This window comes from Amycolatopsis orientalis, from assembly GCF_000943515.2.
Lineage (GTDB): Bacteria > Actinomycetota > Actinomycetes > Mycobacteriales > Pseudonocardiaceae > Amycolatopsis > Amycolatopsis orientalis.
In genome coordinates, this window is the sequence record NZ_CP016174.1 from 4,212,076 (window position 1) to 4,226,654 (window position 14,579).

Annotated in this window: 12 protein-coding genes; 4 read left to right on the top strand and 8 right to left on the bottom strand. The window is 69.2% G+C overall.

Translation table 11 applies throughout. The annotated features are described in order from the left end of the window. Positions 1 to 5: 5 nt before the first annotated feature. The 4 genes from SD37_RS18360 to SD37_RS18375 are packed head-to-tail and all read right to left on the bottom strand — an operon-like array spanning position 6 to position 5,183. Positions 6 to 926 (bottom strand): ABC transporter permease, encoded by a 921-nt coding sequence (locus SD37_RS18360; RefSeq protein WP_044853057.1) that lies wholly within the window; start codon positions 924 to 926, stop codon positions 6 to 8. Next, positions 923 to 1,867 (bottom strand): ABC transporter permease, encoded by a 945-nt coding sequence (locus SD37_RS18365; protein ID WP_044853058.1) that lies wholly within the window; start codon positions 1,865 to 1,867, stop codon positions 923 to 925. Before SD37_RS18365 ends, SD37_RS18360 begins: the two co-directional genes overlap by 4 nt. Then, a complete protein-coding gene (locus SD37_RS18370; RefSeq protein WP_044853059.1) occupies positions 1,864 to 3,444 on the bottom strand; it encodes an ABC transporter substrate-binding protein in 1,581 nt (526 codons plus the stop codon). The genes SD37_RS18365 and SD37_RS18370 overlap by 4 nt, the downstream gene beginning before the upstream one ends. After that, on the bottom strand, positions 3,441 to 5,183 hold the full coding sequence (locus tag SD37_RS18375) for a dipeptide ABC transporter ATP-binding protein (RefSeq protein ID WP_044853060.1): 1,743 nt from the start codon (positions 5,181 to 5,183) through the stop codon (positions 3,441 to 3,443). Before SD37_RS18375 ends, SD37_RS18370 begins: the two co-directional genes overlap by 4 nt. 234 nt (positions 5,184 to 5,417) lie before the next feature. Between SD37_RS18375 and SD37_RS18380 the strand changes: the two genes are divergently transcribed. Both SD37_RS18380 and SD37_RS18385 read left to right on the top strand, forming a co-directional pair. Continuing rightward, positions 5,418 to 6,404, top strand: a complete 987-nt coding sequence (locus SD37_RS18380; protein ID WP_065912876.1) for a methyltransferase — start codon at positions 5,418 to 5,420, stop codon at positions 6,402 to 6,404. After that, positions 6,401 to 7,330: an alpha/beta hydrolase gene (locus tag SD37_RS18385; RefSeq protein WP_065912877.1), complete on the top strand. Its 930-nt coding sequence runs from the start codon at positions 6,401 to 6,403 to the stop codon at positions 7,328 to 7,330. The genes SD37_RS18380 and SD37_RS18385 overlap by 4 nt, the downstream gene beginning before the upstream one ends. Positions 7,331 to 7,440: 110 nt before the next feature. Here the strand turns inward: SD37_RS18385 and SD37_RS18390 are convergent, their stop codons facing one another. The 4 genes from SD37_RS18390 to SD37_RS18405 are packed head-to-tail and all read right to left on the bottom strand — an operon-like array spanning position 7,441 to position 12,374. Next, positions 7,441 to 8,028 carry a TetR/AcrR family transcriptional regulator gene (locus SD37_RS18390; protein WP_037305305.1) on the bottom strand — a complete coding sequence of 196 codons (588 nt, stop codon included), beginning with the start codon at positions 8,026 to 8,028 and terminating at the stop codon, positions 7,441 to 7,443. Positions 8,029 to 8,069: 41 nt separating this feature from the next. Next, positions 8,070 to 9,704: an amidohydrolase gene (locus SD37_RS18395; protein WP_044853063.1), complete on the bottom strand. Its 1,635-nt coding sequence runs from the start codon at positions 9,702 to 9,704 to the stop codon at positions 8,070 to 8,072. Positions 9,705 to 9,707: 3 nt separating this feature from the next. After that, entirely contained in the window at positions 9,708 to 10,499 is a 792-nt protein-coding gene (locus SD37_RS18400; RefSeq protein ID WP_044853064.1) for a molybdenum cofactor biosynthesis F family protein, read from the bottom strand. A gap of 9 nt (positions 10,500 to 10,508) precedes the next feature. After that, positions 10,509 to 12,374, bottom strand: coding sequence for a primary-amine oxidase (locus SD37_RS18405; protein ID WP_044853065.1), 1,866 nt, complete (start codon positions 12,372 to 12,374; stop codon positions 10,509 to 10,511). A gap of 122 nt (positions 12,375 to 12,496) precedes the next feature. Here SD37_RS18405 and SD37_RS18410 point away from each other — a divergent pair, with 122 nt between their 5' ends. Then, positions 12,497 to 13,216 carry an SDR family NAD(P)-dependent oxidoreductase gene (locus tag SD37_RS18410; RefSeq protein ID WP_044853066.1) on the top strand — a complete coding sequence of 240 codons (720 nt, stop codon included), beginning with the start codon at positions 12,497 to 12,499 and terminating at the stop codon, positions 13,214 to 13,216. Positions 13,217 to 13,230: 14 nt separating this feature from the next. Further along, positions 13,231 to 14,028 carry an SDR family NAD(P)-dependent oxidoreductase gene (locus SD37_RS18415; protein WP_044853067.1) on the top strand — a complete coding sequence of 266 codons (798 nt, stop codon included), beginning with the start codon at positions 13,231 to 13,233 and terminating at the stop codon, positions 14,026 to 14,028. Positions 14,029 to 14,579: the final 551 nt, after the last annotated feature.

The window sequence follows — 14,579 nt, forward strand, 5'->3', positions numbered from 1 at the left end:
CTTTCTCAGCTGCCGGAGAGACGGCGGGTGCGCAGGCGCTGCAGTTCGCTCAGCGTCCGCGCGCGGGCGTCGACGGCGATCCGCAGCGACGAGCCGATCAGGTTCAGCAGGAACACGCACGCCATGATCGTCACGCCGGGCGCGATCACCAGCCAGGGCGCCTGCACCAGATACGACCGCCCCTCGGCGATCATGTTGCCCCAGGTCGGGGTCGGGGGAGCGATGCCGAGACCGAGGAAGCTCATCGCGCCGTCGACCAGCATCGCCGCGGCGGACAGGATGACCACCTGCACGAGCGCCAGCGGCAGCACGTTCGGGAACACGTGCACGACGAGGATCTTCCCTTTGCTCATCCCGGAAACCCGTGCCGCCCCGATGTAGGCGCGGCCGGCGATACCGAGCACCCGGCTGCGGATGACACGGGCGGTGAACGGAGTGAAGATCACCGTCAGCGCGATCAGCTCGGTCCAGATGCTCGCGCCGAGCGAGATCGCCAGCGCCATCGCCAGGATGATCGCCGGGAACGACATCCACGCGTCCATGACCCGCATCAGCACCGCGTCGGCCGCGCGGAAGAACCCGCTGATCAGCCCGATCACCAGGCCGGTGAAGGCCGCGCACAGGGTGATCAGCGCCGACAGCCCGAGCGACGCCCGCCCGCCGGAGACCAGCCGGGCGAGCACGTCCCGGCCGAACGAGTCGGTGCCGAGGGGATGCGCGGCCGACGGCGGCAGCAGCCGGTTGACCGGGTCGGTCGCGCTCACGCTGGGCAGGAAGAACGGCAGCACGAGCACGGCCAGCACGATCAGCGCCAGCGACGCGGAGGTGATCACCAGCATCCGGTTGCGCCGGAACACCCGCGCCGCACGCCCGGCCGAAGGCGTTTCCCGCACCGGCGACGTCTTTTCCACCAGGGCCACGCTCACGAAACACGCACCTTCGGGTCGAGCAGCGCGTACGACAGGTCCACCAGCAGGTTGACCAGTACGAACAGCACCGCGACGAACAGGGTCACCCCTTGGATCAGCGGGAAGTCGCGGGTGGACACCGCGCCCATCAGCAGATGCCCGAGGCCGGGGACGACGAAGATGGACTCGATGATCACGATCCCGCCGACCAGCATGGCGAAGTTGCTGCCCAGCTGGGTGATCAGCGGCATCAGCGCGTTCGGCAGGACATGTCTGGTCATGACCTGGCGCTCGGAGAGCCCTTTGACCCGCGCGGTGCGCAGATACGCCAGCGGCAGCTCACCGAGCAGGCTCTCGCGCAGGGTGAGCACGAACAACGCCGTCTGCCCGATGACCAGCACGGTCAGGGGCAGCACCAGCGCGGGGACCGCCGTCGCCGGATCCGTGAACAGGTTCTCGTAGCCGCTCGAAGGGAACCAGCGCAGCGTCACCGAGAACACCAGCACCAGTACCAGCGAGATCCAGAAGTCCGGCATCGCCATCCCGAGCGCGGAGAGCCGGTCCAGCGCCCGCGCCACCGGATTGCGCGGCGACACCGCCTGCCAGGAGGTGATCGCGACCGAAAGGAAGAAGCTGATCACCGTGGACAGCACGGCCAAGGTCAGCGTCGGCAGGATGTGGTCGGCGACCACGCCGAGTACCGGCGCGTGGTAGGTGATCGAGGTACCGAAATCGCCCTGAAGCACGTTGCCGGCCCAGCCGAGGTACTGCTCCCACAGTGTGCCGTTCAGGCCCATGCTCTCCCGCAGGGCGTCCACATCGGACGGACGTGCGGTCGGGCCGAGGATGGCCTGCGCCGGATCACCGGGGATGAGCCGGATGACGAAGAACATCATCGTCCCGACGATCACCAGGATGATCAGCAGATCGCGCAGCCTGCGCAGCAGCAGGCCCGTCATGACGCCAGCCAGGTGTTCCAGAAGACGCGGTAGAAGTCGCCATAGCCCTTGAGCTTGGGGGAGTAGGCCGCGTACAGCCGGGACTGGCTCAGGGTGATGACGGACAGCTGCTTCCAGGTGAACGCCTGCATCCGGTCCACCACCGCCTTGGCCTGCTCGGGGTTCGTCGAGGCGTTGAACTCGGCCATGAGCCCGTCCAGTTCGGGCGAGGACGAGCCGTTCAGCGTGCCCAGCGTGAGCGCGGGCATCTGCGCGGGCGAGGTCAGCGCCGAATCGAAGAACAGGGTGGTGATGTCCCAGCCGCCCGGTTCCTTGGTCAGCGTGCCGAGCATGGTGGCGAAGTCGAACGTGTCGATCTTGGTGTTGATGCCGATCTTCGACAGACTGTCCTGGAGCAGCACCGCCCATTTGCCGAACTCGGGATAGGAGTTGGTGGTGACGATGCGGATGGTCGCGCCGGTGGGGATCCCGGCCTCGGCGAGCAGTTGCTTGGCCTTCTCGGGATCGTGCCTCTTGTAGACGTCTTCGCCCGCGGTGGAATAGAACTGCTTGTTGTCCGGGGAGGCGAAGGCTCCGGTCTCGAGGGTGAGGTCCTTGCTGCCGCCGGTGGCCGCGTTGATCGCGGCCTTGTCCAGCACCAGGTTCAGCGCCTCGCGGGCCCGGGGGTCGGCGAACTTCGAACCGGTGTTGAAGTTGGGGATGACGACGTTCTCGTTGCCGCCGGGGAGGTTGCGCACCACGACGGCCGGGTTGGCGCGCAACGTCTCGTACTGGTCGTTGGTGGGCATGATGTGGTCCCACTGCCCGGTCTGCAGGCCGTTGATCAGCGCGTCCTGATCGGAGACCACCTTGTAGGTCACCGTGTCGAGGTAGGCGTGCTTGGCACCCGCCTGGCCACCCCAGTCCTCTTCGGACCGGGACTTGTAGCCGGAATGACGCTCCAGCACCAGTTCGCGGCCGATGTCCCAGCTCTTCAATTTGTACGGCCCGGTCCCGATCGCCTTGTCCTTGCCGAATCCGGTCGGCGGGACACCGGCGAGGTTCTTCGCCTCGTAGATCTCCGTGCCGGCGCCGGCGAGTTCGTTGATCAGCGGATAGCGCGGCTGCTTGAGCTTGATGGTCACCGTCGCCGGATCGGCCGGGGTGATCGCCTCGATGTCCGGGGTGACCAGCTGCCCGGTGCGATGGACCTGCTGCCAGCGCTTCAGGCTCGCGACGACGTCCTCGGCGGTCAGCGGGCTGCCGTCGTGGAAAGTGACGCCCTGGCGCAGCTTGAAGGTGTAGGTGAGCCTGTCCGGGCTGGTGGTGTAGTCCTCGACCAGCATCGGCCGGGCGGTGAAACCGCGGTCCACCTCGAACAGCTTCTCGTACATCATGTTGCCGATATGCGCGGTCACCTGGCCGGGATTCGCGACCATGTCGAGGGACTGCGGGTCGGTGGGCACGGCGACGTTCAGGTTGCCGCCGCGGACCGGCGGTCCGTCCGCGGCTCCGCCGCCCGCCTGCCCGCCCATGCAGGAGCCGAGCAGCAGGACGGTCGCCAGGCCGAGCGCGGCCGTGGTCAGGGTTCGTCTCATGGGTTCCGCACTCCTGTGTCGGGGTTCGCCGCGAGCAGGCGGCGGGTGTACTCGTGCCGGGGGCGGAGCCGGATCTCGTCCGGGTCGCCGATCTCGATCAGTTCGCCCCGGTACATCACGCCGACGCGGTCGGCGACCGAGAGCACCAGGCTGAGGTTGTGCGTGATGAAGAGAAAGCTGAGCGCGCGGGTGCGCCGCAGATCGAGCAGCAGGTTCATCACCTGGCCCTGTACCGAGACGTCGAGGGCGGAGGTGGGTTCGTCGGCGACGATGAGGTCGGGTTCGGCCGCGATCGCGCGGGCGATCGACACGCGCTGCCGCTGCCCGCCGGAGAGCTGCGAGGGCAGTTTCTTCGCGGTGTCCGAGGGGAGGCCGACCTCGTCGATCAGTTCGGTGACCCGGCGGTCCAGTTCGGCGCCGCGGAGACCGGTGAGTTCCCGCAGCGGTTCGGCGATGATCCTGGCGGCGGTGTGCCGGGGATCGAGCGAGCTTTGCGGGTCCTGGAAGATGAGCTGCGCGCGCCGGCGGAACGCGCGCTCGTCGCCGTCGAGGCCGGACGGCGTGCACCGGTGCTCTCCGAAGGTGATACTGCCTGCGGTGGGCGGTTCGAGCGCGCTGACCAGACGGCCGAGCGTGGTCTTGCCCGAACCGGATTCCCCTACCAGGCCGAAGAACTCGCCGGGCGCGATCTCCAGCGAGACGTCCTTGACCGCGTGCACCTCGGGTGCGCGGCTCAGGGAGAACCGGCGCGGGCGTCCGTACACTTTGGACACCGAGTCGATGACGAGCGCGGTGCCCTCACCCGCGTCGTCGCGGGTGACGCGGCTCAAGGTCCTGGTCTCCGTCGCGACCGGCGATTCGCCGTTCATCGCGGCTTCGAGCAGTGCCTCGGAAATGGTGGGGAAGCCGTCGCGCCTGCTCACCCCGAGCTTCGGCACGCAGTCGAGCAACGCCTTGGTGTAGGGATGCCTCGGCGCGCCCAGGATGTCCTCTTTGGACCCCAGCTCGACCAGTTCGCCGCGGTACATCACCGCGATCCGGTCGGCCACCTGGGCGGCCACGCCCATGTCGTGGGTGATGAAGACGCACGCGGTGCCGTGGTCGCGGCGGACCCGGTCGAACAGGGTGAGGATCTCCGCCTGCGTGGTCACGTCCAGTGCCGTGGTCGGCTCGTCGGCGATCAGCAGGGCCGGGTCGGCCATCAGGGCGAGCGCGATCATCACGCGCTGCTGCATCCCGCCGGACATCTGGTGCGGGTACAGCGAAAGCACCCTGTCCGTGTCGGTGAGGCCGACCTCTTCCAGCAGCCCGCGAGCCTTGGCCTCGGCCTCGCGGTGCAGCGCGGTGCCCTTGCGGGCGGCCTGGCGCGGCAGGGAACCGGGTTTCCGGTAGGCCTCGATCAGCTGTTTGCCGACCCGCTGACTCGGGTTGAGTGAATCCAATGCCTCCTGGAAGATCATGCCGATCCGCGGGCCGCGGTACGCGCGCATCTCGTCGGCGGACAGCCGCGTCACGTCCACGCCGTCGACGGTGATCTCACCGCGGGTGAACACCGGCGCGACGAATTCCAGCAACCGGATGATCGACAAGGCCGTCACCGTTTTACCGCTGCCGGATTCACCGACCACGCAGAGTGTCCGGCCTTGGTCGAGGTCGAACGAGAGTTCGCGGACCAGTTCGCGTTCGGTCTCGTCGGCGATCACGCCGACGGTCAGTTCTCGTAATTCGAGCAGGGTCATGAATCCCCTTTCCCGAGCCCGCCCGAAGCGGACCGCACTGCCGGGGAACGGGCCGCCGGCGGGGGGAGTTCTACGCATGTTGACACTGGGGGAGTGGCCTGTCAATGGGTATATTCTACGAATGTAGGAAGTTGATATCCGGCCGGTTTTGCCTGGCAGTGGGCGAAAATTCGCACTGGATTCTTTTATCTACGTCTGTAGACTCTCGGCGGAAACGAGCTAAGGAGGGCACCCGTGAGCGGGTCGACCAAGACAGCCGGTCCCGAGCGCATCGTGGACATCGCCGTGGGGTACATGGCGGCCAAGCAACTCTTCGCGGCGAGCCGGATCGGCCTGTTCACCGCGCTCGCCGACGGGCCGCTGACGGCCGCGGAACTGGCGGGGGAGACCGGCAAGCCGGAGAAGATCACCCGCATCCTCGGTGACGCCATGTCATCACTCGGTCTCCTGTCCCGTGTGGACGGACGGTACGGACTGGCCGCCGACGCGGCGGAGTACCTCGGCGGCGGCGAGCTCGACCTGGCGCCGTTCCTGACCTTCCTGGATTCGATCAGCTACCCGCATTGGCTGCAGTTCGGGCAGACGGCCGACAGCGGTGAGCCGGGGAAGCTGGAGATGGACGACACGCGCTGGGGCACGTTCATGTCCGGCGTGATGACGTATAACGCCCTGCACGCGAGGATGCTGGCCGGCGCGTTCGATTTCGGGCCCTACCGGAAGCTGCTCGACCTCGGCGGGCTCTCCAGCGCGTTCGCGATCGAAGCCATGAAGGCCAACGAAGGACTGCACACGACGTTCGTCTTCGATCCGGGCTTCACCGGGTCGGTCACCACCGCGGCGGCCGAGGCGGGGTTCGCGGACCGTGCGACGGTCGTCGGCGCGGAGACGCCTACCGCCCGTCCCGAAGGCGAGTTCGACCTGGTGATGGTCAACCACGTCGTTCACCGGTTCGACGCGGAGCAGAACGCGCGGATCCTGGGCAACGCCCGTGCGGCCGCGGCGCCGGGAGCGTGCCTGCTCCTGCTCGACTTCTTCCTCGACGACGACGCGACCCAGCGGCGGATCGACGCCCTGCACGCGGGGGAGTACCTGGTGATCGACGGGACGGTCGTCTACCCCGAGGCCGAGGTCCGGGAGTGGCTGAGCGGGGCGGGCTGGCGGGTCACCGGCCGGCTCACGCTGCCGGGCAGCCCGCGGGTGCTCGTCGCGGAAGCGGTGTGACGGTGACCCTCGATCCCGCGGTCAAGGAACTGCTCGCCCGCAGTGTCGCGCCGGAAGCGCCGGCCATGCCTCCGACGGCCGCCGAGTTGCGGGCCGCGTTCGCCGCCTCGTGGCGACGTCCCGACACGGTCGAGGAGGTCGCCTCGGTCACCGACCACGTACTCCCTTCCGGGGTGCGCGTGCGGATCTACCTGCCCGACGTGACCACGCCGGTCCCCGCCTTCGTGTGGATCCACGGCGGCGGGTGGACGATCGGCTCGATCGACGAGAACGAGGTCGCTTCGCGCGCGGTGTGCAACGCGGCGAACGTCGCCGTCGTCGCCGTGGACTACCGGCTCGCGCCCGAGCATCCCTTCCCGGCGGCACCGGACGACTGCTACGCCGTCGTCGAATGGCTCGCCGCGGGCGGTGCCGGGTCGGGGGGGGACCCGGGGCGGATCGCGATCGGCGGGGAGAGCGCCGGCGGCAATCTGTCCACCGTGGTCTCGATGATGTCTCGCGACCGGGGCGGGCCGCCGCTGGCCGCGCAGGTGCTGATCTGCCCGGTCTACGGTCATCCGGACGACGGGTTCCGATCCTATGTGGACTTCGCCGAAGGGTTCGGCATGACGGCCGGGGCGATGCGGTTCTTCTTCGACCAGTACGTCTCGGATCCGGCGCAGTTGAACGATCCGTACCTGTTGCCGCTGCGGGCCTCCGACCTGACGAGGCTCCCGCCCGCGCTGGTGCTGACGGCCGAATACGACGTCCTGCGGGACGAGGGGGAGGAGTTCGCGCGGCGCCTGACCGACGCCGGGACCAGGGTCGAGATGACGCGGTACTCGGGCCAGATCCATGGTTTCTATGGCCTCTACACGGATCTTCCCGCTTCGCCGCGCTCTCACCGGCACGTGGCCAGCTTCCTGACCCGCGTCCTCGCCCCCTGATCACGCATCCAGAGGACTAAATGCGTACGACTACCGCATTTAGTCCTCTGGATGCGGTAGTACGGGGCGCGAACCACCGCGTTCAGAGGACGAAATGCGGGTGGGGGGCGTCAGGGGCGGGTCAGGCGGGCGAAGAACGACTCGAGGTGCTGGCGCTGCAAGGCGATCGTCGAGAACTCCCCGGCGACCAGGCTCATCACGTTCGCCCCGGCGTTGATCAGCACGACCTCGTCGACCAGCTGCTCGTCGGGGGTCTCGGTGACGATGTCGCCGTCCTCGCGGCCCTCGGCGAGATACCGGTGCAGCAGCCCGCGCCACGAGCGGATGTGCTCGAGGTACTTGTCCTGCAGCTTCGGGTTGGTCAGCGAAAGCTGCCAGAAGGTGAGCAGGACCCGCCCCGCGGCGATGCGGTCCTCGTCGATCGGCATCGACGAGACGCACAGCTCGCGGAGCGCGGTCAGCCCGCGCAGTTCGTCCAGCTCGACGTACTCGCGCATCATGCCCAGCGCGCGTTCGTAGGTGGCCTGGATGATGTCTTCCTTGCTCGGGAAGTACAGCTTGAGCGCGCCGTTGGCGAAACCGGCGGCGGCCGCGATCTCGCGCATGGTGGCGGCCTCGATCCCGCCCTGGGTGATCAGCTCCCAGGTGACGTCGACGATATGGCTGCGCCGCTCGTCGTGGTCGATGATCTTCGGCATCGGCAGACCTCCCGCACTGGTTCTTCTACCAGTGTAGGAGATCAGTCGCGTCGATACACGCGGTGCCCGGCGAACCACGTTTCCGTCACCTTGGTCTTGACGAGCGCCGACGGGTCTGTCTTGAACGGATCCCGGTCCAGGACGACGAAATCGGCCGACTTCCCCGGCACCAGCGAGCCGGTGACGTCGTCGACACCCATCGCGCGGGCGGCCGAGAGGGTGAAGACCTCGACCGCCTCGGCCAGCGTGATCGCCTGCTCCGGCCACAGCGACCCCGGGAACGCGCCGGTCGGGTCCTGCCGCGTGACGAGACCGTGGATGCCCTCCCACGCGTTCGGGGACTCGCTGACCGGCCAGTCGGAACCGCCCGCGACCAGCGCGCCCTCGTCCAGCAGCGACCGGTTCGGCTGCATCCGCCCGGCCCGTTCGCCGGGCAGGACCTCCGCGATGGCCGCCGGGATGACCCCGGGGACCCACAGGAACGGCGAGATGTCCGCGGCGACGCCCAGCGCGGCGAACCGCGAGAGGTCGTCCGGGTGCACGAACTGGCCGTGCGCGACCTGGAAACGCGCTTCGCCGAAGCCTTCGGCCCGCACCTTCTCGACGGCGTCCAGTGTCGCGCGCACCGACGCGTCGCCGGTGCAGTGGACCTTGGCCGAGAGCCCGGCCGCGGCCGCGGTGCGCAGCCAGCCCACGAGTTCGTCGCCCGGCATGGTGGTGGCGCCGTGGTGACAGGCGCCGTGGACGTCGTCCGGCAGGTACGGCTCCAGGAAGGCGGCCGTCCGGGTCGGCGGGACGCCGTCGAGGAAGATCTTCACGAAGTCCGGCCGGTGGTGCTCACCGCGGTACTGCCCGGCGATCTCCAGCAGCGGCGCGCCGATCGGGTCGAAGCCGAAAATCGGGTCGTTGATCAGCAGCGACGACACGACCCACGCGTGCAATTCGCCCGCGTCGTCGAGCGACTTCAGCGCGCGCAGGATGTCCGCGGAGACGCCGGCGTCCTGGAACGCGGTGACCCCGAACGAATGCAGTGTGCCGATCCCGTGCCGCGAGGCCGCCACATGCTGCTCGGCGGTGAGGACCCGCGTCTCGCTGAGTGCCCGTTCGACGGCGACGCCTGCCGCTTCGAGCAGGACACCGACGGGCTCGCCGGTCGAAGGGTCGCGGACGATCTCTCCGCCCTCCGGATCGGGCGTCGAGGCGGTGATGCCCGCCAGTTCCAGTGCCCGGCTGCTCACCCAGCGGTTGTGCCTGCTGTCGTCGGCGAGCATGACCGGCCGCCCGCCCGCGGCCTCGTCGAGCGCGTGCCGCGCCGAAGACCGCGAAAGGGTACCGACCAAAGTGGACGCCCAAGCGCCGCCGACCACCCACTCGTCCGGCCCGAGCCCCCCGGCCCGCGAACGGACCGCCGCGAGGATGTCGTCCAGGCCCGCGTCGGGGCCGAAGTTCAGTTCGAACAGGGCGGCGCGCCCGGCGAGGGCGTGATGGTTGTGCACGTCGACCAGGCCGGGCATCACGAACGCGCCTTCGAGATCGACGATCTCGGTGGCCGGACCGCGTTCGATGTCCTCCAGCGACAGCACGCGGCCGTCCTTGATCGCCAGTGAAGACGCCCACGGCCGGACACCGTCCACTGTGTACACCGTGGCGTTGGTGAGGATGAGGTCCGCGGTCAAGGCTCAGCTCCCGGCGGGGTCGTAAGCCTCGGGGTGCACGGTGGTGCTCAGCAGCTTGCCGTGCGCGCCGAAGGTGAAGTGGGTCGGGGTGGTCCCGGTGGCGTCCAGTCCGAAAAGGACACCGTGCGAACGCAGCCGCTTCGCGTCCCGGTGGTCGGCGACGGTCACCGACGCGCACGGGATCACCTTCTCGCGCCAGGCGAACACGTAGATGCCGGGCCGCACTTCGTAGACCGAATTCTCGTCGGTGTCGGCGAGCCCCTTCTCCGGCCCGGCCAGGCACTGCCAGGTGTACCAGTGCGGGCTGAGGTACACGTGCTCGTAGGCGTGCGCCGTGCTGTACACCCACAGCACGCGCCGTCCGACCAGCGAGGTGCTGGGCGCCAGTGACTCGCCGCTGGGTTCGATGCCGCCGATCGTGGCGGCCAGGAAGGTCTGCGTGACCCGCGGCGAGGTGTCGCCGATCCGGCTCAGCACCAGGAGCGCGCGGCCGCGCCGCAGGTCGAGCAGCAGGGTGAAGGCCTCTTCGCGCCGCGCCTGCGGATGGAACTGGACGTAGTACAGGTCGTCGTCGACCAGGAAGGTCTCGCACCGGTCCGTGCCGGAGCCGTGGTACGTCCACTCGATCCGGGTGCCGGTGAAGGCGACCCTGAACGTCGTGCCGTCTTCGCAGGCGAGTTCGAAGGCGCGGCCGTGCAGGTCGCCGACCGTGGGTGCCTTGTTCGCGTCGAAACCGGGGGCGAGACCGTCCAGGGGAAGCCAGGTGGAGGTGTCGGACAGGGTCAGTTCGGGCATGGAGGGGTCCTAGTGCTCGTGGGCGGAACAGTGCTCGTCGGTGGCTCCGGAAGGCAGGTCCAGCGCCGGGTTGCGGTCCAGGAAGCCGTAGGGGCGCAAGGAGAACCCCGAGTAGTCGACCGGCATGACCGGCCAGTCCTCCGGCCGCGGGATGTGCGTCGGGCCGAAGACGTGCCACAGCACGAGATCGGTGTCGGTGAGGTCGCGGTCGGCGGCGGTCCAGGCGGGCAGGCCCGCTCCGCCGGGATGCGCGTTCGGCCGGTCGCCCGCCGGGAAGCGTTCGTCCGCCCGGTACGGCGTGGCCCACAGATGCCGGGTCGCGAACGTCGCTCGCTTGTGGACGGTCGACTCCGGTTGCGCCATCAGGGTCGCGGACGGCCGCGGCACGAGCTGGTACGCCGTGGGCGCGCCCAGCCGGTTGGTCCGCTCCGCGCTGCGGATCTCCCAGACCCGCGCCTTCGCCGGATCCGCGTGCCGCTGCGCCTCCCGCTCGGTCCGCAGCGGGGTCTCCTTCCAGGTGAAGGCGTTCCCGTATGGGTTGCGCTCACCCGTCGGCACGCCCTCGACGTCGATCTCGACGAGCGAGTTCCGTTCGCCGTCGATCGCCACGTCCAGCCGTGCGCAGAACAGGTGCTGGTGCACCGGGGCGAACAGGCCGGGCGCGATCTCGTTGGCGTGCGGATGCTTCGTCCCGGTGTGCGCGGCGCCGGCGAACACGATGCCGGTGGCCTTCGCCTCGAGTTCGACGGTGCCGTCGAGGTAGAGGTACCAGAAGAAGCCGTAGTCGTAGTTGCCGATGGTGGAGATGGACGAGATCACCAGCCGCCGTGAGCGGCGGACCTCGGCGCGGCCGTCGAGATCGGTGTGCTTCCAGAGGATCCCGTAATCCTCTTCGTGCAGGCAGATCGCGCGCGGGATCTCGACCGGGTGGCCGTGGTCGTCGGCGACGAACGCGGGGAAGTAGTGGATGACGCCGAGGCAGTCGCAGCCCAGCCGCAGGTCGTTGCCGTTCTTGCCGAGCAGGTATTCGCCCGCGTCGAAGTAGCTGATCCAGAACCGGCCGGGCGCGGTGTCGCCGTAGGGCACCACCATCTCCGGGACCGAGGCCCGGTAGAGCACCGAGCGGTCTTGGAAGGAGATCTGGTGCAGCGTCAGGCCTTCGCGGGCGTTGAAGCCGACCCGCAGCCGCCAGCCCTCCCAGGTGACCTCGTTGCCGTCGACGGTGAAGCTCGGCCCCTCGGGCTGGGTGATCTCGATGGGTTTGAGCGTGGTGCGGGCCTTGACGCCGCCGTAGCGGCCGTGCTCCGGCGGGACGGGCACGTCGCCCTCGTCCTCGACCCGGATGACGCGCTGCCCGGTGAGGTCGATGTGCACGATCAGGCCCTCGACCGGATGCGCCCACGGGCTGTCGGACTCGTCGTCACGCAGGAACGTCAGCGAACGGATGACCCGGCCGGTCTCGTCCGGCCTGCCGAAGAAGCCGGGCGCCAGGGGAGCGCAGAAGGCGTGCCCGATCCGGTCGCCGAGCCCGCGCCGCTCCATCGCGGCCTGCCACTCCGGCGAGGCCTTGGTGATCGACGCGGCGAGGTCGTACTCCTCGAACAGATAGGCGGGCTGGCCGTCACCGCAGTCGTCGTCGGAGACGACCTCGCGTTTCGCCAGCGAAACGACCACGTCGCGCGCACGGCCGGTCGCGGTGTCCAGGAGCGTGTACTGGACGCGGCGGTCGGGCGCGGCGTCGCCCTTGTCCGGCTCCACCGGCAGCACCGCCGGGAACCGGGTGGTCGCGGTGAGCAGGCCCTCGGCGGCCAGGATCGCCCGGCCTGCGGTGAGTTCGTCGGCGGTCAGCGGGTCGAGTGCGTGCGGCCTGGTCATGCTTCGCAGTCTTGCCGGTCCGCCCGCGGGTGAAAAGACCGCACGGCCGCCATGCGGCTGCCGACAAGAAGGGTGCGCTGACGGCCAACCCCCTCGCGAGCGCCGGACCGCAGGATGACGCCATGCGACTGGATCTCGCGGGCAAGGCCGTGCTGGTGACCGGCGCGGCGTCCGGTATCGGCCTTGCCTGCGCCCGGGCGTTCCTGGCCGAAGGCGCCCGGGTCGGTGCCCTCGACCGGGCACCCGTGCCGCCACTGGGCGGCGACGTCCTGGCGGTGCGCGCCGACGTGACCGACGAGGGTTCGGTGGCCGCCGCGGTCGCCGCCGTCGCGGACCGGTTCGGCGGGCTTGACGTCGTCGTCGGCTGCGCCGGGATCTCCGGACCGGTGGGGACCCCGGTCACCGAAACCTCGGCTGCCGACTTCGCGGCGCTGATGGCGGTCAACGTCACCGGCCAGTTCCTGCTGGTCAAACACGCCGCGCCATGGCTCGCCGCGGCGCACGGCTCGGTCGTCCTGCTGGCCAGCGACTCGGCGTTCACCAGCGCGCCCGGGATGGTGCCCTACTGCGCCTCGAAGGGTGCCGTGGTCGCGATGACCAGGGCGCTCGCCGTCGATCTTCCCGGGGTCCGGGTGAACTGCGTGTGCCCGTCGGTGGTCGACACCCCGATGGCGCGCGGTGACCTCGGCGAGACCCTCGACGATCCCGCGTTCCCGGTGCAGGATCCCGAGGAAGTCGCCTGGCAGGTGCTCCATCTCGCGTCCGCGCGTTCGCGGGCCGTCAACGGCCAGGCCGTCCTCGCCGACTTCGGCGTCTCGGCCCGCTCCGGTTTTCCCGCTTAGAAAGGACTCCGCAAGTGAAGAAGGTCATCGCGATCACGGGTGGCGGTACCGGTATCGGCGCGGCGGTGGCCCGCCGGTACGCCGACGAGGGCGCCCAGGTGGTGGTGCTCGGACGACGGCGCGAACCACTGGAGAAGGTGGCCGCCGAGACCGGCGCGCACGTCATCGCCTGTGACGCCAGCGATCGCGAAGCCGCCGAGGCCGCCGCGGCGGAGATCGTGGGCAAGTTCGGCAGGCTGGACGTCGTGGTGGCCAACGCGGGCGGGCACGGCCTCTCCTCGGTCGTCGACACCGGCGACGAGGAATGGGAACTCGCGCTACGCTCGAACCTGTCCAGCGCCTTCGTGTTCTGCCGGGCCATGCTGCCCTCGCTGATCGAAACCGGCGGCCAGGTGGTCGTCGTGTCGTCGCTGGCCGGGCTGTTCGCCGGGCCGAACGTCGCCGGCTACACCGTCGCGAAACACGCGCTGATCGGGCTGACCCGCTCGATCGCCCGCGACTACGGGCCGAAGGGCGTCCGGGCGAACGCCGTCTGCCCCGGCTGGGTGCGGACCCCGATGGCGGACGGCGAGATGGACCAGTTCGCCGAGGCCGCGGGCTTCGAGGGCGGCCACGACGAGGGCTACCGCCGGGTCACCGCCGAGGTGCCGCTGCGCCGTCCGGCCGAACCCGAGGAGATCGCGTCGATCGTGCGGTTCCTGGGTTCCGCGGAGTCGTCGTACATCACCGGTGCGGTGATCGTGGCCGACGGCGGCGCGCACGCCGTCGATCTGCCGACGCTGGCCTTCGAACGCGCCGGCATGGGTTCTTAGCCCGCCGCGTTCCGTGAAGGCCTCCTTGAGGGACCCAGAGTCCCTCAAGGAGGCCTTCACGGACTTGAGGGGCCGCCGCGGCATGGCTCGCTACCGTGAAGGTCTCCTTCCCTACTCTCAAGGTCAGGGTCCGGCAAAGTCGGCATCTTGCTGGTCAGGCACCTCTTCGTCATGGCGCAGGCAGACGACGATGTAGGAATTGGGACGTTGAGTGTCCCAATTCCTTCATCGTCGCGGGGTGTGCCGGTCGCGTGGCTTGATCAACAGAGGGCGAGGACCTGTCCCGGAGCTCGGTACATCCCTGAGTGTGGAGGATTTGGGACGTTCAACGTCCCAAATCCTCCACACTCGAGCCCCGCAGGCGCCGGCGATGCCCCATCCGAACCACTAGGAACAGCGCTGACCAGCAGCTCTGCGACTTTGCCGGGACCCTGACCCTGAAGGTAGTGAAGGAGCCCTTCACGGAAACTCGACCGAACCTCCGGCGCTCGTCCAGGTGCTCGTGAGTGGTAATGAGGGTTAGAACCGTCATTACCACTCACGACTGTCTT

Coding starts and splice junctions, on each gene's coding strand:
- SD37_RS18370 (WP_044853059.1), bottom strand. CDS start 3,444: ATGAGACGAACCCTGACCACGGCCGCGCTCGGCCTGGCGACCGTCCTG.
- SD37_RS18375 (WP_044853060.1), bottom strand. CDS start 5,183: ATGACCCTGCTCGAATTACGAGAACTGACCGTCGGCGTGATCGCCGAC.
- SD37_RS18405 (WP_044853065.1), bottom strand. CDS start 12,374: ATGACCAGGCCGCACGCACTCGACCCGCTGACCGCCGACGAACTCACC.
- SD37_RS18410 (WP_044853066.1), top strand. CDS start 12,497: ATGCGACTGGATCTCGCGGGCAAGGCCGTGCTGGTGACCGGCGCGGCG.
- SD37_RS18365 (WP_044853058.1), bottom strand. CDS start 1,867: ATGACGGGCCTGCTGCTGCGCAGGCTGCGCGATCTGCTGATCATCCTG.
- SD37_RS18390 (WP_037305305.1), bottom strand. CDS start 8,028: ATGCCGAAGATCATCGACCACGACGAGCGGCGCAGCCATATCGTCGAC.
- SD37_RS18400 (WP_044853064.1), bottom strand. CDS start 10,499: ATGCCCGAACTGACCCTGTCCGACACCTCCACCTGGCTTCCCCTGGAC.